This is a genomic window from Paenibacillus sp. LPE1-1-1.1 (assembly GCF_040676435.1).
In the GTDB taxonomy this organism is placed as follows: domain Bacteria; phylum Bacillota; class Bacilli; order Paenibacillales; family Paenibacillaceae; genus Pristimantibacillus.
In genome coordinates this window covers 307,181-327,567 of the sequence record NZ_JBEGHY010000012.1, presented here as the reverse complement: position 1 = coordinate 327,567, position 20,387 = coordinate 307,181, and the positions used below count along the sequence as shown (strand labels likewise).

Genomic DNA, 20,387 nt, shown 5'->3' with positions numbered 1-20,387 from the left:
CTTTTCTGCATATTCGCTAGCTTGATAGGCTCTACCATAGGCTCGTACCTGCTCTTCTAGCTAAATAATTAGCCATCGTCAGCAAGCCCACGCTAATGATCGCTTTAAACAAGCCGACCGCAGCCGCATAAGAAAAGCGATTATTAATAATCCCGATCCGGTAGGCGTAAGTGTCGATCACCTCTGCCACATCGCGGAGCATCGCGCTCCTGCCGAGCAGCAGCAAATCATCAAAGCCGGCATTTAAGAGGCTGCCAATGTTCAGAATGAGGAAAATGACGATAACCGGCGTAATCGAAGGAAGCGTTATCAAAAAAATCTGCTTAAACTTGCTCGCCCCGTCGATGGACGCCGCTTCGTATAAGCTCGGGTTCACGCCCGCAATGGCTGCCAAATAGACGATGGTCGCAAATCCGATTTCCTTCCACAAATTCGTGGTCACGATAATTCCCCAGAAATACTCCGGAAGCGATAAGAAATTTATCGGCTTATCGATCAGTCCGAGCGCCTGCAGCGAGATGTTCAGGCTGCCGTTATCGACGGACAAGATGGAGATCGTAAAGCCCGATACGATAACCCAAGATAAGAAATGGGGCAAATAGCTGATCGTTTGGATGATTTTTTTGAAAGCCATATTTCTTACTTCATTCAGCATGAGCGCAAGCAGAATCGGTGCTGGAAAGTTAATGACCAGCTTTAGCAGGCTGATGACGATCGTGTTCCGGATGACGCGGTAAAAGTCGAGCGAGTTAAAAAACATTTCAAAATGCTTGAACCCCGCCCATGGGCTGCTAAAAAAACCTTTAAACAAGCTGTAGTCCTGGAATGCCATCAGCACGCCGTACATCGGAAAGTAGTTAAAGACCAAAATAAAGACTAAAGCCGGAAAAATCATGAGCTGTACTTGCCACTGTGACAAAAACCGCCGCCACAGCGGTTTTTCTCTGCGCGCGATCGTTTTCGCTGTTTTCGCTGTAACCGGTGTTTGCACGCTGCCTCCGCCTCCCTTTTCTGGCTTTGCCTAACCTTTCACTGCTCCCGCGGTAATCCCGCGTGACATCTGCTCGGTGAAGAGCAAATAAATGATGACTGTCGGCAGCGCGATCATCGTCATTACCGCAAACTGCGCGCCATAATTGGATGAATATTGCCCCGTAAACTTCATGATGGAGAACGGCAACGTTTTGAAGGTTTCCGAGGTCAGGAACGTATTCGCCATAATGAATTCATTCCACCAGCTTATGAAGTTCATAATGCATACCGTCGCAATCGCGGGTTTGGTAATCGGCATGATGATGCGAAATATCACGCCAAAGACGGAGCAGCCGTCCATGACCGCGGATTCTTCAATGCTCCTCGGGATCGTCTCGAGAAAGCCCGATATAATGAGCAGGCTGATCGGCAAGGAAAAAGCAATGTACGGCAGTATCAGCGACAACGGATTATCGATCAGATTCAGCTTGTCGAACAGAATAAAATTCGGGAGCAAGGTTGCGTGGATTGGCACGATCATCCCCAGCATAATAAAGGCCATCGCAGGACCGCGCAGCTTCCATTCCATCCTCGTAAAAGCGTAGCTCAGCATCAACGCCAGAAAGGCAGCCGCCAAAATCGTTACGGTCGTTATAAACACGCTGTTCAAAAGAAAGCGCGGAACACTTCCGTATGTGAAAGCATTCACATAGTTATTCCATTCAAATGATTTAGGCCATTTCAAAATCCCGCTCCCGAAGAAATCCCCGCTCTTCAGAAAGGAATAATTAATGAGCCAAACAAGCGGGAAAATTTGTAGCAGCGCCACTCCCCACAGGATGATGTGAAGAATGACCTTTAAAGCGGGCGAGGCGGCATCCTTCTTCTTGCCGTTATTTGCCTCCCGATTGGTCTTAGCTGCAAGGGCCTCCACTGGCATGCCTCCTAAAGAAATTCATGTCATGAAATGACTCATTCGCGATGTCTTTTCAGCTTAAAACTCGCCGACATCTTTTTTGAACGCCTTGTTCATCGCCATCGTAATGACGAGGCAGATGATTACGAACACAACGGATATCGCGTTCCCATAGCCGTAAAGCGACGAAGAAAACGCCGTTTTGTAAAGATAGTTCCCTATAAACTGCGTCGTATTGGCGGGTCCGCCGTTCGTCATGAGAAACACGGTCTCCATCTGCTTCAAGCAAGCGGTAACCGCTATGACGACCGCTACCCGTACCATTGGCGAGAGGAGCGGAATAATGACTCGCGTATAGAGCTTCACTCTGCCTGCCCCATCGAGCTCGGCCGCTTCATACAAATCCTTCGGTATGCCCTGCAGCCCAGCATAATAGAGGAGCAGCGCGTAACCAAAGCCCTGCCACATGACGACGACAATGATGCACCAGATCGCAATATGCGAATCGCCTAGCCAATCCTGCTTCCAAGCGCTTAAGCCTGCACCCTCGAGCAATTTATTTAACATCCCGAAATTCGGATGAAATACGCTTACCCACATTTTCGATGTTACGACGATTGAAATCACAGCCGGTATAAAAAAGATGGCTCTGAACCATTTCTCAAGCTTTCCTGCATGTGTCACGAATATCGCGAAAAGCAGCGCAATCGGATGTTGAATTAGAAGCGTGGCTGCCAACAGCAGCAGGGCATTTAACAGAGACCGCCAAAAAACGCTGTCATGGAACAAAATGTTCCTATAATTCTCGAGCCCAACGAACTCGTATGCACCGATTCCCGTCCAATTCGTCGTACCGTAATAAGCGCTCATCACAATCGGAAAACAAACCATGAAGAGAAACAGCATAAACCCCGGTGCGACTAGCCAAAAAATGGTGATTCGATTGCTCATCAGTTTGTGCATGGTTCTCCCCGCTCTCTATCTGTAGAAGGGGGCAGGTTAATGGGATTCGGCTGCCCCTCAGCTATCAGGTTAATCTCTTACTTCAATACAGCGACTGCCGCATCCATCTCCGTTAAAAATTGCTCCGGCGTAATTTGCTTGCCGAACAGCTTCTGATGAGCTTCCATCACCTTTGTTTTGAACTCATCCGTGCCATTATCATGGACCGGTGTCCCGCTGGAAGAAGTCATGGCGCTGAAAATATCAACCAATTGTTTTTGCAGAGCCGTCTCGTTGCCCGTCAAAAATTGATCAAACTTTTGCGCCGGCGTACCGGAGCCTGTTTCCCAAACCTGCTTCGCCCAGTTCTCAGGCGCGAAGAAATATTTCAGGAAGGCTACCGCTTCTTCCGGATGCTTCGAATTTTTGGATACGGAATATCCGCCGCCGTACCATGCCGCTACGTCTGTGGCTTTGCCTTTATCGGACGCCGGATACGAGATTGCGCCTACGTTATTGCGGAACTCCTCCGGGAAATTCTCGTCTGTTGCCAGGCCGGCTTCCCAGTTGCCCATCACATACATTGCCGCTTGGCCTTGGCCGAACAGGTTGCGGGATGTGCCGTAGTCCGCTGTCATGAAGCCGTCCGACAGTCCTTTGTTATCTGCCAAAGCCGCAATATCCTGCGCCGCCGCGAGGAAGTCCGCATCGCCGGAGAATTTGCCTTCGCCGTTCAATACCGCATCCATTTTGTTGAAATCGCCTGTATGGCGCTGTGCCGCATATTCGAACCAGATCGGCAGCGACCAGCCTTCCATAGCGTTCGTAGCCATCGGGTTAATGCCTTTTGCCCTTAGCTGCTTCGATACTTCAAGCAGCTCTGCCGTTGTTGTCGGCACCATCAGGCCATTGTCGTCAAACAGCTTCTTGTTATAGTAGATAACCAAGAAATCGGTACCGCGCGGCAAGCCGTACAGCTTGCCGTCCTGCGAGAATCCATCCTTCGCGCCCGGCACGAATTTGCTGCTCTCGAACTCGGCTTCGTTCAGCTCCAGCAGCATGTTGTTATCGATAAGCGGCTTGATGAAGGAGGTCTGGCCCCATGCTTGAATAATGTCGGGAACCGCATCGGTCGATGCATAAACCTTGATTTTTGCTTTGTAAGGCTCATCTTGCAGCGCTTCGACTTCGATTTTCACATTCGGGTTTTCTGCCATATAGCTATCGATAATGGCTTGCTCGATTTTACCTGCTCCGTTAGAGCGATCGGCCAGGGCCGTAAAAAACTTAAGCGTGACCTGCTCGGCATCCTTGCTTTCATTCGCGGCTGCCGTTTCCTTCGCTTCATTGTCCGGGCTTGGCGCCGTGCCCTTATTCCCATTCGCGCCGTTATTGCCGGAGCTGCATGCTGCCACAGTGAAAACCATGAGCACCGCAACGAGCGTAATCCATATCTTTTTCATCGCTACCCCACCTTTATTTAGTTGACCAGGCGTTCCCTGTTCTGCACCCATTATAACGTGTAACTTAGGTGCCAAAATATGAGCCATAATTTAGAATAGATGCCTCATTTTTTGGATCATGGGCAAAAACCCCCTGCCTGGATTTAATTCTTGGTATACTGAAATCACAAATTTGAATGGCTAAAGGGGATAGGCATGAAGGCTCTTTTTCCTCCATTTCGACATATTACGCTGCAGCGAAAATTGCTAACCTTAGTGATTCCCCTCTTGATCGTTACCGTTGGCATTACCGGGTTATATTCGTATTTCATCGCCTCCGGAGAGGTCGTGGATAAGCTTCGCCAATCCCAATTAAATATGGCGATCAAGACAAAGGACCAGCTGGACTATTTTGCCAAAAGCACATTGAGTTTCTCCAATTATTTGTTTTTGAATCCGACGGTTCAAAGCATGGTCATGAACGGGGATACGCCCCAGCGCCGCGACCAGGTGTTCAAAAATTTGCTGCCGCTCATGGTTACTGACGAATCCATTCAGTCGCTCATCCTTTATCCGACAACGCAGGAGGTTGGATCGGGGCAGCCGTTTGCCATTACGCAAACCGGAATTGCAAGCGCTATCAGCTTTGAAGGTTTTTCCAAAACACGCTATTACGAACGATTGTCGGAGACGCCCTCCGGGCAAATCTGGGATATGTTCTATCCCTCGGATTATATTTTGCCGGGTGATTACCATCACAAAATCGTCTTAATCAAGCCCTACAAAAATTATTACAACTATGCGCGCAGCGGCCTGCTTGTCATAGGGATGGATGCGGATAAGCTGAGCAAGACCTTGTACCATGACAATGAGGACGCCGCGCAGTTCATCATGAACGATCAGGGCATCGTCCTCGCCGCGACCGATATGCAGTGGATTGGCAAGCCCATCACGCTGCTGCCCGTTTTCGACCAGGAGGATACGGCGACGGTTCATCCTGAACGAGGCCTGGCCGTATTAAAGAAAAACAAAAAATATATCGTCTCCGACTCCGTTTCGGATATTACCGGCTGGCATACCGTCGTCATTCAGGATCGCAGCAAGCTGGTGCTGGAGCTGAAGCATATCGGCTCTGTCACCTTCTCCATTATGGCTGTCGTCACATTGATTACGGTCATCGTCTCTTGGGTCATCGCCCGCATTATTACGAATCCGATGAAGAAGCTGATGTTTTCGATGAGGGCGCTTCAAACGGGAGATTTTACGCAGCGGGTCCACTTTAACGGCAACGACGAGATCGGCAGGCTTGGACATCTGTATAATACGATGGTTGGACGAATTAAGACCTTAATCGATGACGTTTATGCATCAAGGCTGAAGCAGAAGGAAGCCGAGCTGAAGGCGCTGCAATCGCAAATCAATCCGCATTTCCTATACAACACCTTGAACATGATCAATTGGAGCGCCGTACAGAAAGGTGATAAGGAAATATCCGAAATGGTCGTTTCGCTCTCGCAGGTATTCCGTTTAAGCCTCAACAGCGGCAATGACCTGGTGGCGCTGGAGCATGAAATAGAGCTGGTGCGGAATTATTTGTTTTTGCAAAAGAAGCGCTTCACTTCACGGTTCAATTTCGAGATTGACTTGGAGCCGTCCATCCGGCATTTCCGCATGCCGAAGCTGCTCCTTCAGCCCTTAGTTGAGAATGCCATCATCCATGCGATTGAGCCTTCCGGCGGCAATGGACACATTCACGTAAAGGCTTATAAAGAAGACTCGCTTATTATTTTTGAGGTCTCGGATAACGGTCCCGGCATGCCGGAGGCCCAGGTCCAGCGCTTAAATCAAGCGCCGATCGATGAGCCGATGCAGGCTTTGCAGACGAACGGGCCGCACTCGGGGATGGCGCTCTCCAATATTAAAGAGAGACTCGCTTTATTTTATGAGCATGCGGAATTCGAGATCGTAAGCCGGGAGGGCCTCGGCACAAGAGTCCAAATACGAATCAAACAAGGGGGCATGTCACATGGCGCTTAAAATGATCATTGCAGAGGATGAGCAATCGTTCCGGGAAGGTATTCTTACCCTTGTCGATTGGAAGCTTTATGGCATAGAAATTGCCGGCGAAGCCGAGAACGGCCGTCAGGCTTTGGAAATGATCCATAATAACCCGCCGGATTTGCTGCTGACCGATATCCGCATGCCCCACCTAAACGGCCTTGATTTGATTAGGGAAGCCAAAGCCGCCGGGCATGATTTCCGCTCCGTGCTGCTTACCGGCTATGACGAGTTCGAATATGCGAAGGAAGCCATCAAGCTCGGCGTATCGGATTATCTTTTGAAGCCCTGCATGCCGCATGATATCGTACGCGTTATTTTGGAATTGAAGCAAAAAATCGAGGCCTCCGAGAATGAGGATAAAGCGGTTAACGCTCTGAACCAAAGCTGGAACCGCAATATCCATCTGCTGAAAAATCAAATATTGTCCCAGTGGATTCAGCAGCCTTTAATGCCGCTTGAGAACCGCCTAAGCGTTATGAACGAGGTCGAGATGGCCCTCCTGTCCGGGAAAATCCAGGTTGGGATTATTCGGATCGATGCAAGCAAGGGGCCTAACGCGGCAGCCTCCAAACGGGATTTAGAGCTCATCCGCTACGCGCTGCTAAATATTACGGGCGAGACGCTTCGCCCTCTATATGATGGGAACCTTGAAGTATTCCGTCACGGCGACGAAATGCTGTGGGTCGGCAATTTACCGGACCATGCCACGCTCGAAGCGATCGGGAGCGCGATGAAGCTGCTGCAGAGCAATCTGGAATCCTATTTAAAGCTATCCATCAGCATATCGATCAGCGCAGCCCAAGCCTCCGTCGATTTTGCCCATATCGGCTATCAAGAAGCGCTTGAGGCGATGGAAGGACGATTCTATCAAGGACGGGGCGGCATTTTCTTTTATGCGGGGGCAGACAAACAACAAACCTCGAAAACCTCCATTCTGGATGATCCTTTCCTTCATCGCATGGAGAAGGAATTGCTCGTTTCGCTGCAAAATGAGCAGTATGAGCAGACAGTCGATGCCATTGAAGCGAGCATGTCCCATATCCGGAGCAATTCCGGCTATACGAAGGCCGAGGTCCATTTGCGGTCAACAAGCTTGATCCTCGAGCTGCAGAAGTTCGCCAAGGAACGCAAGGTTGCTTCTATTGAATGGCAGGACAGCTTCGTAAACTGGATGGAGCAAATCCCTAACATGGAGACGCTTGACGACTGCTCCGTCGTATTGCAAAAAATAGTGCAAAGCATCGTCGAGGCGGTGTCGAACCAGAAGTCGCTTCATCGCACGGTTCACGCCACGATCGAGCTTATCAAACAAAGATATAATACCAATCTCACGCTCGAGCTCGCAGCCAAAGAAACCTTCGTCAGCAATTCTTATCTCAGCTCGCTCTTCAAGCAGGAGCTTGGCGTTAATTTCTTGGATTACCTGCACCAATACCGCGTAGAGCAATCCAAGGAGCTGCTGCGTCAAAGCTACAAAATTTACGCCGTATCCAAGCTGGTCGGCTACCAGGAGGAGCGCCACTTCAGCTCGACCTTCAAGAAATGGACGGGGCTGACGCCGCGCCAGTATCAGAAAAATTACAATGCGGAATGAACAAGCGTAAACGGCTGACGCCGTCCTTGGCGGCAAAAGCTCGTTTCGCGGTGAAATAAAAGCATCGTATAAGGTTCAAATTTATACTTTCTTATATTTTGAAAAAAGGGCTGTCTCAAGGTTCTAGACCTTGCGATTTAGCCCTTTTTTTACAATTTCTCATAATTTGTTAATGAAACAGACTTGTAAGCCGATAAATAGATTAGGTCATTAGACCTAGCAATTTTACAGCTTCAAGGAGGTTATGCCATGCCGTTTCGTTTCAAATCTAAACTAATGACCATTATGGGCATTTTCAGTATTTTATTGACGCTCAGTGTGTCGCTGGTCGACCAGCATCGTTTAAAAGATAACCTGATAACGGGCTATAAACGAGAATCCGCTTTGGTAGAAGATACGGTCGTTTCCGCCGTCTCGGCTGCAGACAAGGCATTCCAAATTTTTGATCAAGACATTGAGAAAAAAATGAAAACCAACTCCGATTCGCTGCTTCAAAAATACCAAGGCAATCCTGATTTGGCTTCCTGGGATTACCAAGAGCTGAAAAAAGAAGCAGACGGCATGGATATCTACATCATTGATACGACGCATACCGTCCTATACAGCAGCTTTGTTATGGATATCGGGCTGAGCTTTAAAGACGAGAGCTCATTTTCCAAACTTCTGAAGGAGAGGCTGCAAGGGGATCAATTCGTAGCAGACGGGCTCGATCAAGAAACGAATACGGGGAAAATTAGAAAATACAGCTACGTCCCTACCCCCGATCATAAGTATTTAATCGAGCTTGGCGTATATCTGGAAAGCAATCCAATCTTCCAAAGCTTTAATTTTCTCGATATCAGCAGCAGCCTCATTCAAAAATATAGCTATATTAACGACATTACTGTGTTTACGACAACGGGCAAATCGATCGGGAAAATGGGCGAAGACGGAAGATCCCTCGTCGTATCGAGTGAAAATATGCCTGCCTTTAGCAAAGCATTCAACGAAACCAAAGTACAGGAAATTTCCGGAGTACGGGACGGTTACCCGGTTACCTATCGCTATGTGCCCTATTCTATCGAATATGACGACGAGGCGACCCGTTTTACTGATCAACGAATTATTGAAATCGTTTACAATGAACAGGAATTGCAAAACCAATTGAATCAAAACAAGCAGGTATTCCTGCTTCAGCTTTTAGCAACCATCGCCATAGCGCTCATCATTTCTTACATCATCACTAGGCTGGTAGCAAGACCCATGTACTTAGCTTCCCATGATTTGCTGACGGGACTATCCAATCGAGCGGCTTTTGAAAGCTCTCTTATCGCGAGTATCGAGAAAAACAAGAAAAAACAGAGAAAAACAGCGCTGCTGCACATCGATCTGGATCATTTCAAAATGGTCAATGACACCCTTGGGCATGATGCCGGCGATATCTTTCTTAAAGAGGTTGGCAAAAGAATCCGCTCTGCGGTCACGAGTCCAACTGCCGTGGCAGCACGCTTAGGCGGCGATGAGTTCGTCGTGATTCTGAACCATATCGAAAATACACAGGAAGCTTTGGATACGGCCAGCCATATTATTGACGAGCTGAAACGGCCTTGCGAAATTCAAGGAATGGATGTCGTAAAAAGCTTGTGTATTACGGCCTCCATTGGAATTGCGATTTCGCCTGAACACGCCGAGGACTCTGAACGGCTTTATACCTGCGCAGACCAGGCTCTTTACCATGCCAAACGCAGCGGTAAAAATACCTACAGCCTTTATGGCCGCGATACCAAAAAATCAGACCATACGTTAGCGCTGTAAACAAAACAACCTGCACGGGCATTGAGCCGTACAGGTTGTTTTGTTTACGCTTATTCCTTGCATTACACCATTACTTTACAGATATCATTCGTGAACGAAACCGGATCTTGAATCGGCAAGCCCTCGATGAGCAGCGCCTGGTTGTAGAGCAGGCTCGTATAAAGGCTGAGCTTCGCTTGGTCATTGCCATGGGCATCTTTGAGCGCTGCGAAAATTTCATGGTTCACGTTGATTTCCAGCACCTTGTCCGCTTTCACGTCTTGGCTGTTCGGCATCGCCTTCAATATTTTTTCCATTTCGATCGTAACCTCGCCCTCGGTGGACAAGCACACCGGATGCGATTTCAGGCGTTTTGACGCTTTAACGGCCTTTACTTTATCCTGCAGGATCTCTTTCATTTGCTCAAAGAGCTCTTTATGCTGCTCCTGCTCCTCCGCCGTTTCCTTATCCTTCTCGTCGGCTTCGATGCCTAGATCGCCGCTGGATACCGACTTGAACTCCTTATCCTTGTACTTCGCTACAACCTTGATCGCGAATTCATCAATGTCGTCCGTGAAATAAAGGATTTCGTAGCCTTTGTCGGAAACCATCTCCGTCTGCGGCAATCGCTCGATTCTCTCGATCGACTCGCCTGAAGCGTAGTAGATATACTTCTGGTCCTCGCTCATTCTCGACACGTACTCGTCAAGCGTAACCAGCTTCTTCTCTTTGGAGGAGTGGAACAGCAGCAGATCCTGCAGCACTTCTTTATTCATGCCGTAGTCGTTGTATACGCCGAACTTCAGCTGTCTTCCGAAACCTTTGTAGAAGGTCTCGTATTTCTCGCGGTCATCCTTCAGGATGCCAAGCAGCGCGCTTTTGATTTTGCTGTTGATGTTTTTGGCGATCAGCTTCAGCTGGCGGTCATGCTGGAGCATCTCGCGCGAGATATTAAGCGATAGGTCCTCGGAATCGACCATCCCTTTCACGAAGCTGAAATAATCCGGGAGCAGGTCCGAGCATTTATCCATAATCAGCACGCCATTCGAATAAAGCTCCAGCCCTTTCTCATATTCCTTCGTATAGTAGTCGAAAGGCGTATTTTCCGGAATGTACAAGATCGCATTGTAGACGACCGCGCCGTCCGCGCTGATATGCAGATGCTTGATCGGTTTATCGAAGCCGTAACGCTTCTCGAAGTAGAACTGGTCGTAGTCCTCCTGCGTAAGCTCGTTTTTGTTTTTGCGCCAGATCGGCACCATGCTGTTGACGGTTTGCTCTTCCTGGTATTCCTCGAATTCGTTCTCGCTGTCTGCCTTCGGACGCTGTCCCTTCACGTCCATCTTGATCGGATAACGGATAAAATCGGAATATTTTTTGATGATCGATTTTAGGCGATATTCTTCCAAGTACTCATCGTATTGGTCGTCCTCGGTGTTTTCCTTGATGTTCAGCACGATTTCGGTACCTGGCGAAGCCTTCTCCGCCGGCTCGACCGTATAGCCGTCCGCACCCGTCGACTCCCATTTGAAAGCTTCGTCGCTGCCGAAAGCCTTCGTTGTTACGGTAACGACGTCCGCCACCATGAACGCGGAATAGAAGCCTACGCCGAACTGACCGATAATATTATGGCCGTCCTTCAGCTCGTTTTCATTCTTGAAAGCAAAGGAACCGCTCTTCGCGATTACGCCAAGGTTGTTCTCAAGCTCTTCCTTGGACATTCCAATACCTGTATCTGTAATCGTCAGCGTCCGGTTCGCCTTGTCAGCCACCACTTTGACGTAATAATCCTCTTTGTTGAACACCAACTGCTCATCGGTTAAGGCTTTGTAATACAGCTTGTCGATAGCGTCGCTCGCATTGGAGATCAGCTCTCTCAGGAAGATTTCGCGCTGCGTATAAATGGAATTAATCATCATTTCCAGCAATCGTTTCGATTCTGCTTTGAACTGTTTTTTGGACATGGATAGATCCCCTTTCCATTCGTCGATTATAAAATCATTATGGATATGTGACAGGATGGCTTGGCCTAGCTTTGTTAAACCGTCATCCTATATATTAGCACTCAAACTCTCTGAGTGCTAATCCCTCTTTGTATATAACATAAACTATTTTTCAATGTCAACCCGCTTCCTTAAAAATCCATAAAAAGGAGCTGACCGCAGGTTCTTCACCTTTAGGCAGCTCCGTTCCATACTTAAAACAACTCCTCGTAAAACGGTTTTTTAAGCAGCTCGCGGTAACGATTTTGGTGCGTATAAAACTTTTCGCGGAAGCTCGCACAACACAATCTGCTTTCGGAAGCTCCGTCCCTTGCTACACTGCAGTTTGTGCAATGTAGTCAGCTTTTGGAGCACTTATCTCGCGCTACAGTGCAGTTTGTGCAATAGAATCTCGGTTTTCAAACGAAATAGCTGGTTAGTGGCGGATTACGTTGTATTTTCTGCAGCGTAGCTTCTTCGTGCGGTGGTATGTAAGGTTTCTGTTGTACTTTCTGCAGTGAAGGCTGATAGTGCCGCTAACAGTAGGCACTGGGCACTGGGCACTGGGCACTGGGCACTGGGCAATGGGCACTGGGCGATGGGCGATGGGCGTGACGAGCAATCTAAAAAAACTATTATGCCTCCCTCCAGCTACATTGCAGTTTGTGCAACTTAATCAGCTTTTGTAACACTTTCCTCGCGCTACAGTGTAGTTTGTGCAGCAGAATCTCGGGTTTCAAACAAATTAGCCGGTTAGTGGCGGTTTACGTTGTATTTTCTGCAGCGTAGCTCCTTCTGGCGGGGGTTATTAAGGTTTCTGTTGTATTTTCTGCAATGTAGCTCCTTCTAGCGGAGCTTATGTAAGGTTTCAGAGTACTTTCTGCAATGGCCGTAGCTTGTGCTACTGCCTTTGTCCGATAGGGGTTGTTGCCCTTGCGCGATAGGGCGTTGCTCCCTCGCTACACTGCAGTTTCTGCGATGAGCCGATGTCGAATAGGATGCGACGCAGCTGGCTCAAGCATCAGGGGGAGCTTGGAAAAGCTGCGCAAAAGAAAATAAGCTGTCCCGGAAGGCGCAACGCCTGCGGGACAGCTTATTTTCACTTGCTAAATTTGCTACTTGTTATAAATCGCATACATAATGACAGCCGCTTCCGCGCGGGTTGTATGGCCGAGCGGGTTCAGCTTGGAGCCGTCGCCTTTTACGATACCGTTCGCGACAAGCAAAGCGGCGCTATCTGCTGCAAACGGAGCAAGCTGCTTCAAATCCGTAAAGGATTTCAGCTGATCCACGCTGCCTGCTTGCAGCTTTTTGCCGGAAACGTTTAATGCTCTGGCTGTCATCGCGATCATTTCCTGCCTTGTAATGGCCGCATTCGGGTCAAAAGCGCCGTCCGAGCGGCCTGTCACGATGCCCAGCTTCTTCGCAATGACAACCTCGTCGTAATAGTAAACGTCCTCCGCCACATCGGTAAAGCTGCTGCCCTCAACGGCTGCGCTTAGACCGAGCGTATGAACAAGCAGCTTAATAAAGTCTGCGCGCTTCACCTTCTGCGCCGGTGCGTAAGCTTTTTCGGACACGCCGTTTATGACGCCCTTGGAAGCCATCACTTCAATCGCTTGCTTCGCCCAAGCATGCTTTCCTAGGTCATCAAACGATTTGTTCACGAGCACAACACCATAGCTGCTGAAATGGTTGACCGCAAAGGTTACAGCCCCCTGCTCTTTCACATATTTTCCGCTTGGCACTGCGATAACCTGGCCGGCAGCGTCAACGTACCATACCGTAATATGCTCGCTCACCGGCAGTTCCTCTGCGCTTGGGCTGTAGCGGAGCGATACGTTTACGGCAGCTTCCGGATTGCTCCATTCCGTTTTCACGCCGTTCACGTAAAGATTCAGCTCGACCGCCGGACGGCTGCCGATTGCGCTGCGCGCTTCTTCGCTAAGCTTCGTTTTGTCCGAATTCGCGATCACAAGAGATACGTTTGCCGCGTCCGAGGCAAGCGGCTTCAACATATGGCTAGGAACGATGATGGTGCCTGTTCCCGTTTTAATCTCAAACCGAACCGTAAGCGCAGCCTCGCTGATCGCCGCCTTCGGCAATTGCACCTCATAACCGTTTGCTTCGCTCACACTCGGAACCTCGATGGTAATGGTTTGAACGGTGGCGCTTGGCTCTTGCCCAGGCTTCCTTACGCCGTCAATCATCGCCTGGCTGATTACGGTTTTGCCTAAACCGCTTGAAGCATCCACTACCGGTGCCGGTGCGGCAATCGTTTTGCCGTCCGTTTCATTTCCTGAGCCGGTCGGCGCGGTTGGCGCCGGTGTTGCTTCAGGTCCCGGAGTTGGCGTCGGCGGTTCCTCTCCAGGCGTAATCGCATACGTGAACGGTGCGATAAAGCTGTCTTTCATGCCTTCTTTAATTGCGATTGTACGAAGCACGGTCAAATCGTTCAGCTTAAGCGGAGCGCTATAAAGCGTACCGTTCGTGCGGCTTGGCAGTGAGCCGTCTGTCGTATAGTAGATGGCAGCCCCTTCCGTTGCCGATGCCAGCGTTACCGCTTTTGGCCCAGTGTAGGCGCCTGCTTTAAGGGAAGCTGTCGGAAGCGCGGCAATGCCTGTAATTGGCGCAACCGCCTCCGTTTCCTCCAGTACGATCCAATCCAGATTCGCTCCGTCATTATTGCTTGTGAATTGCAGCGTCTGCGCGCCCTCTGCAAGCTGGACAATGCCGGAGGTTTCTACGTAAGCATCCCAACCGCCGCTTGCGCCTAGCGGTGTAGCCGACAGCTTGCTGCCGTTCACCGACAGCGAACCGCTTACGCCTCCTTGCGGCGTCGCGTAACGGTAAGTCACTTTATAGAAGCCAGATTTTGCAATATTTACGTCAAAATATAACGAGCCTGCCGCGGCGATAAAGCCCACGTTTTTGAACAAGAGCGTTTCTCCGTTCATGTTGCTTTGAACGGCTGCCGCATCCGCACGGCTGTAGCTTTCCGCTTCGATTTTCATGGCGGCGCTTTGATCCATCACTTGTACCGCGTGCGGCTCAAAATTAATGCCTCTCAGCTCATAACCGGATGCGCCGGATGCGATGCGCAGCTTCTGATCGCCCGCATTCAGCTCCAAAACCACGCGCATTTCCACCACTTGATTATACAAATTCGGTACGGTCAGCGTTTTCCGGACCGCGCCATTCTGCGCCTCCAGCACGATTCCGTTTACAACCTGGCTGTTTGACGTCACCTTGAAGGTTGCGACATAGGAGCCGGCTTCCGGTACATTTACCAAATAATCCGCGTAATCGCCTGAATCGATTTGCGATAATTTTGCTGAGCTGCCTGTTCCCGTGACCGCATACCCTTTTAGCCTGTTGAACTCGGCAAGCGAATCAAAGCTCAGGAGATTCATCGGTGTTTTTACGTTTTCGGTTCCCCGCAGAGCCGTTTTTGCCGTTAGCGTCGTTCCGCCCGTTGAATCATCGTAGGCCTGGACAGGAACGTTAACCTGAAGCTCCAGCTCATTGTAATAAACGGTTTCGTTCCAATTCAGCGTCAGCTTCACGCTTGTTGGGCTGAGAAGCTCTGCTCCGCGGAGCGATACGCCGCCTTGCGCTACGGCTGGTCCCGATAAAGCAATCTTATCCAGCTGGTCTGCCGCAAAGCTTCCGCCAGCCAGCGTAAGAATAAGCTCTTTGCCATCCACGCCGTAAGCAATCGCGTTTTCGGACAGCGACAAGGATTCCGCATCATCAACGGCCTTAAAAATAACCCTGGAGCTCATCGTTCCGCCTGCGCCGCCAGCTGCCGCTTCATATACGCTCGCCGTAACGGTTGCCGTACGGTCAGAGTCATAATCGCTGGCCGACGCTCCACCTAAAACCAGCCTAGCCGTATCGTCAGCTTCGCGATAGACGCTGTCTACCACCGTTCCCGCAAGTCCTTCGATCGACCAATTCGATACCGTTAATTCCTCTTTGTAAATATCGTTAAGTAGTTGAACGATTACTTCTTGCCCTGCTTCCGCGCCTTCCGAAATCACAGCCGCATCCGCAAGGATAGCCGGTCCGACAGCCAGCGCGTTCAAATTAAAGCCCTTATCGACGATCCGAACGCGCAGGTTGTGAATACCCGCGGTTAAGTTGACGGTATCCGCCGCCGTAGCCCATGAATCCCAGCTTGCGGTTTTTGGAAGCGCAGTCGTAGAAAGTACCTCGTCTCCGATCGAAAGCTCCGCTTTAGCACCCTCATTCGTTGTCGCATAGTGATACGCGATGCCGTAGCTGCCATCCGCCGGAACCTGTACCTGATACTCCAGCCAATCGTTTGGATCTGCGTAGCTCACCGCCGAACCATTTACGAGCACATTTAAAGATGCCTTGAATTTGCTTGCCTCGATAAGTGCCGGGAGCTGAATCGGCTCCGCATCCGCTTTCGAGAACGTAATGCTCTTGATGTTGTAATCGTTTTTGCCAACCGTCATCGTTAATTTATGCGTACCCTCCGGCAGGGTAACCCTCGTGCGTTGATTGGCAAAATATTCCCATTGGTACGTCGTCTGCTTTACCGGAAGCGTAACGAGAGGCTCGCCATCCAGCTTAAAGCTTACCGAGCCGTCCGTTTGGTAGCCCGCCAGCGCCAAATCCAAATCATAGTCGCCCGTTTCCGCGACATGAACGACATAGTCAAACGAAGCTGTACCATCTGCTGCGAAGGAGCCGAGGTAACCGCTTGGATTAACCTGATATTGACCCTCTGCCGAAGCAAAACGCGTTGCGTCGATAGCTGCCGGCACGATTGTAATCTGCGTACGGTCCCAGCGATAGGTTGCGGTCGATTTCGCCGGAATAACCGCATTGATTTGCAGTCCGTCAACCAACACCTTGAATGGCTGCGGATCATTCGTTTGGTTGGTGACAACCGTGACGATTTCTTTGCCGTCCGGGCTTGCAAAAGCAACGTTCGTCACGGTCGAAGCCGATCCGTAGTTGCTGTCAATGCGCACATAACCAGGCCTCACGAACTTTGTGTATTGCCCCATCAAGTAATACTCGGGCAGCAGCCAGTAGTTATCCGGATTCGAGGAATCCTGCACCACCGGTGTCGGATCAGGAATACCCACCCATTGATGAGTTGAAATATCGCTGTCCAGCATCGTAACCCAGCTGTTATAGCTCTTTGCATAATTGCGGAAATATTGCGCGATCCGGTCGGCGCCTGCTGTGCCCCAGACGGCCCGCTCCGTCAAATATACGCTTTTTTCCGGGAACAGCTTATGAAGCTCTGTCATCATGGACAGCTCGCCTCCATAATCATGGAATGCCGTTCCTTCGATCGCATCGTAAGCGCCATCCACGGGATTGCCGAGAATTTGCGCCGGATAAGCCATCGTGTCGCCCGGGTTGTGGTCGAACATCCACAGCTTCACGTTTTTGATCTTGGCGTTGCCGTGCTGATCCAGCTTCGCGTGCAGCAGCTTCGAAAGCCTAGATGCTTGCTGCCATGACATGGCCGTGCTCGGATAATCAATTTCGAGAAGCGGCTCGTTTTGCAGCGTCATGCCTTCGAAGTAGATCCCCTGCTCCGCGTAAGCCTCAAGATACTTCACGTAATAGGAAGCGAGAACCGGAAGATACTCTTCCTTCACCTGCCCTCTAACCATACTGTCGGTTGTTTTCATCCAGCCCGGAGGGCTCCATGGCGAGGCAAAGAACTTCAGATCCGGATTGATCGCTTGCATCTTCTTAACCGTTCCGATGATACCGAAATCAATATCCTTCTGAATCGAGAATTTCTTTAACTCAACATCGGTCTCGCCCGCAGGCAAATCATCATAGGAATAAAACTTTTGTGCCGTAAAATCCGATGTTCCTATGGTCAGACGAATCATGCTCATGCCGATGCCGTTATCCTTGTCGATTAGCTTGCGAAGCAATTCCGTCTGCTTCTCGGGCGACATTTTGACCAGATTATGAATCGTTGCTTCTTCCATGGAAGATCCGATACCGAGCATCGTTTGGTATTTCTTGTCCGGATCAATCGTAATCGTCGTTGCCGCGCTGTCACTCGGGAGCGTCAGGTCAAGATTTGCCTGCTTCTCCAGCTTCTTGTCCCCATCCAAGTAACGGTCGGCGTAATACCATTTGCGGTCGCCCGCGTCACGCTCGCTCGAAATCCAAGCTTCAACAGCCCCGTTGATCAGCGATGGTTCATTTCCTCCGCCATCCCCCGGATCTGTCGTGCCGCCACCGCCGCCGGCTGGCACATCGCCCGTGCGGGTGAACTCCAACCAGTTAAAGTTGATATCTCCCGCAATAAACTCTAATCTTAGCTTTTGCAAGCCTGCTTTGCTCAGTACGATGTTTTCAACCTCGGCCGTTTGCCAGTTCTGCCAGCCGCCGGTTGAGCCCACATTCAAGGTACCCGCCGTTGCTCCGTCTTCCGTTTTCACTTTGATGCCAGTCGCGCCCCCGTTGCCTGCATAACGGAAAGCCGCTTTATAAGTGCCTGGCTCACTCACCCTAACGGTGTAATCCAGCCACGCGCCTCCAGAAGTCCAACCGACGTTTTTGCCGCCGCCCGTATCCTGCGTATCCTCAGTGTTCAAACCGCTGCTCTTCGCCGCAAATGCCTCAGCCTCGATTTTGCCCGGTACCGGAAGCGAAGGCAGCTCCGGCTGCACCGGCTTCGCCGGCAATGCAGGCGTAGCTTGGCTGCTTGTTAAGCCGTAACCGATAGGGAACAGCAGATTCGTGCTATCCTCAGTCATAATCGGATAATTGGTCAAATAAAATGGCCATTTGATCGGATTTTTCCCTTTGAATTCTTGATCCCCAATCAACACATCCGCAACGCCCTGCCCTTCCGTGCCCGGCAGCCATGCTGCCACAAGCGCATCCCAGTCATCCATTTGATCCGCGATCGTGAGCGGACGGCCGGATACGAGTACCACGATGACAGGAATGTTCGGATCGGCTGCCCGAATGTTCGCAATCGTCGCCAAATCCTCTTCATCGAGATTGAGGCTGGTCCGGTCTCCCGTTGTTTCCGCGTAAGGCGTCTCGCCTACAACCGCGATCGCGGCATCATAGCCCGCCGCTCCCCGGCCGTGCTTGTTGTAGGTTACCGTTTTGCCCGCGCCGGCGGCCTCTTTCAGTCCTTCATAAATCGTCGTTCCGGTCGTTATCGCCCCGGAAGCGCCCTGCCATGTAATCGACCAGCCGCCTGATTGGTTGCCGATATCGTTCGCGTTTTTGCCCGCTACGAAAATCTTGTCCATGTCCTTTAGCTGAGACATGACCGGCGTACCGTTCACGACGTCATTTTTCAAAAGCACGAGCGACTCCGCAGCCGCTTGGCGCGCCAGCGCACGGTGCTCGTCTGCGCCGAGGTAGCCTGCCAAATCGGCATCCGTCTTCGGATTTTCGAACAGGCCGGATGAAATTTTTACCTTCAAAATACGCAGCACGGCATCGTTCAAGCGTTCCTCCGTAATGCTGCCTTCCTTCACCAGGTTAATCAAATGATTTAGGCTGGCTTTCCAATCGCCCGTCAGCATGAACATATCCACGCCGGCGTTAACCGAAGCGAGCAGCTGGTTTTTCAAACCGCTCACTGCCTTGCCCTCTTGATCACGCGTAATTTGCTGAATGGCATTGTAATCCGAGATAACAAAACCCTTAAATCCAAGCTCTCCCTTGAGCACATCGGTAAGAAGCCGCTTGTTCGCATGCATCTTCAAGCCCTGAATGCTGTGGTACGAGGCCATGACCGTTTGCACGCCGGCATCTACCGCTGCCTTGTACATCGCCAAGTCGCTAGCGAGCAGCTCATCCTCCGTGTACTTCGTCACATTCCCTTGGTTCGTTCCGTTATCCGTATAGCCTTCGCCGATAAAATGCTTCGCGGCGCCAACGACATGGCTCGTTAGGCTGCGCTCGGCTGCTGTTTCTCCTTGCAGCCCCTTGATATATGCCGCGCCCAGCTCCTTGGAGATCGCTTGGCTGCCGCTGTAGCCTTCATAGGTACGGCCCCAGCGAATATCCTGCGGTGCGGCAATGGTCGGCGCAAAATCCCAATTCGCGCCCGTCGAACGAATTTCCTTCGCGGTTGCGGCGCCGATCCGCTTGACGAGCTCCGCATTGTTCGCTGCTCCGAGACCGATATTATGCGGGAACAAAGTCGCTCCCTTCACATTGTTGTGGCCATGGACACCATCCACGCCATACAAAAGCGGAATGCCAAGCCTCGTTGAGAGCGCCCCGTCCTGATAGCTGTCTATGAGCGTCTGCCAATTCTCGCGCGTGCTGTCCTGCTGCTTGCCATTCGGGAAGGAACCCCCGCCGCTCAGCACCGAGCCGATAAAATACTGCTTAACCTCCTCCGGCGTAATATTGCCCTTCTCCGGCTGTATCATTTGTCCTGCACGTTCTTCTAGTGTCATTCTAGCAAGCAAATCCGCTGCCCGGGCATCTACGCTTTTGGACGGATCCAAATACGCCGGAAACCCTTCTCCGGACTGCGTCAATGGCGTCGCACCAACCGAAAAAAGGCTCGTCATTAGCGATACGACCAAAAGCATTGCCGTCATCATCGACATCTTTCTTTTCAAACCAAACCCTCCTCAAAACTTTAATACCTACAAGTATAAAATTGATAGGGCTTTGAAAATATGGCGCATTCTTGTGATTATGTGCGTTGTTTT

Annotated in this window: 9 protein-coding genes; 3 read left to right on the top strand and 6 right to left on the bottom strand. The window is 50.5% G+C overall.

Annotation, left to right across the window (positions count from 1 at the left end; translation table 11 throughout):
- Nucleotides 1-31: 31 nt before the first annotated feature.
- The 4 genes from MRBLPE1_RS12145 to MRBLPE1_RS12130 all read right to left on the bottom strand — a co-directional run bounded on the left by MRBLPE1_RS12145 (nt 32) and on the right by MRBLPE1_RS12130 (nt 4,293).
- Nucleotides 32-895, bottom strand: a complete 864-nt coding sequence (locus MRBLPE1_RS12145; protein ID WP_364147245.1) for an ABC transporter permease — start codon at nt 893-895, stop codon at nt 32-34.
- Nucleotides 896-1,021: 126 nt separating this feature from the next.
- Nucleotides 1,022-1,906: a carbohydrate ABC transporter permease gene (locus MRBLPE1_RS12140; protein ID WP_364145588.1), complete on the bottom strand. Its 885-nt coding sequence runs from the start codon at nt 1,904-1,906 to the stop codon at nt 1,022-1,024.
- Between the two features lie 60 nt (nt 1,907-1,966).
- Nucleotides 1,967-2,851: a carbohydrate ABC transporter permease gene (locus tag MRBLPE1_RS12135; RefSeq protein WP_364145587.1), complete on the bottom strand. Its 885-nt coding sequence runs from the start codon at nt 2,849-2,851 to the stop codon at nt 1,967-1,969.
- Between the two features lie 77 nt (nt 2,852-2,928).
- Nucleotides 2,929-4,293, bottom strand: coding sequence for an ABC transporter substrate-binding protein (locus tag MRBLPE1_RS12130; RefSeq protein ID WP_364145585.1), 1,365 nt, complete (start codon nt 4,291-4,293; stop codon nt 2,929-2,931).
- Nucleotides 4,294-4,488: 195 nt separating this feature from the next.
- Here MRBLPE1_RS12130 and MRBLPE1_RS12125 point away from each other — a divergent pair, with 195 nt between their 5' ends.
- The 3 genes from MRBLPE1_RS12125 (at nt 4,489) to MRBLPE1_RS12115 (ending at nt 9,721) form a co-directional block, all read left to right on the top strand.
- Nucleotides 4,489-6,309 carry a sensor histidine kinase gene (locus MRBLPE1_RS12125; protein WP_364145584.1) on the top strand — a complete coding sequence of 607 codons (1,821 nt, stop codon included), beginning with the start codon at nt 4,489-4,491 and terminating at the stop codon, nt 6,307-6,309.
- Complete coding sequence (locus MRBLPE1_RS12120) at nt 6,299-7,927, top strand: response regulator transcription factor (RefSeq protein ID WP_364145582.1); 1,629 nt, start codon at nt 6,299-6,301, stop codon at nt 7,925-7,927. Before MRBLPE1_RS12125 ends, MRBLPE1_RS12120 begins: the two co-directional genes overlap by 11 nt.
- A gap of 249 nt (nt 7,928-8,176) precedes the next feature.
- Entirely contained in the window at nt 8,177-9,721 is a 1,545-nt protein-coding gene (locus MRBLPE1_RS12115; RefSeq protein ID WP_364145581.1) for a GGDEF domain-containing protein, read from the top strand.
- Nucleotides 9,722-9,783: 62 nt separating this feature from the next.
- Here MRBLPE1_RS12115 and htpG read toward each other — a convergent pair whose 3' ends face one another.
- Nucleotides 9,784-11,664, bottom strand: coding sequence for a molecular chaperone HtpG (gene htpG, locus MRBLPE1_RS12110; protein ID WP_364145579.1), 1,881 nt, complete (start codon nt 11,662-11,664; stop codon nt 9,784-9,786).
- 1,133 nt (nt 11,665-12,797) lie between these two features.
- Nucleotides 12,798-20,294: a glycoside hydrolase family 3 N-terminal domain-containing protein gene (locus MRBLPE1_RS12105; RefSeq protein WP_364145577.1), complete on the bottom strand. Its 7,497-nt coding sequence runs from the start codon at nt 20,292-20,294 to the stop codon at nt 12,798-12,800.
- Nucleotides 20,295-20,387 lie beyond the last annotated feature (93 nt).

What these genes read in the sequence shown, in the direction of transcription:
- MRBLPE1_RS12145 (WP_364147245.1), bottom strand. Translation starts at nt 895, where the DNA reads ATGATTTTTCCGGCTTTAGTCTTTATTTTGGTCTTTAACTACTTTCCG.
- MRBLPE1_RS12135 (WP_364145587.1), bottom strand. Translation starts at nt 2,851, where the DNA reads ATGCACAAACTGATGAGCAATCGAATCACCATTTTTTGGCTAGTCGCA.
- MRBLPE1_RS12125 (WP_364145584.1), top strand. Translation starts at nt 4,489, where the DNA reads ATGAAGGCTCTTTTTCCTCCATTTCGACATATTACGCTGCAGCGAAAA.
- MRBLPE1_RS12120 (WP_364145582.1), top strand. Translation starts at nt 6,299, where the DNA reads ATGGCGCTTAAAATGATCATTGCAGAGGATGAGCAATCGTTCCGGGAA.
- MRBLPE1_RS12130 (WP_364145585.1), bottom strand. Translation starts at nt 4,293, where the DNA reads ATGAAAAAGATATGGATTACGCTCGTTGCGGTGCTCATGGTTTTCACT.
- htpG (WP_364145579.1), bottom strand. Translation starts at nt 11,664, where the DNA reads ATGTCCAAAAAACAGTTCAAAGCAGAATCGAAACGATTGCTGGAAATG.
- MRBLPE1_RS12115 (WP_364145581.1), top strand. Translation starts at nt 8,177, where the DNA reads ATGCCGTTTCGTTTCAAATCTAAACTAATGACCATTATGGGCATTTTC.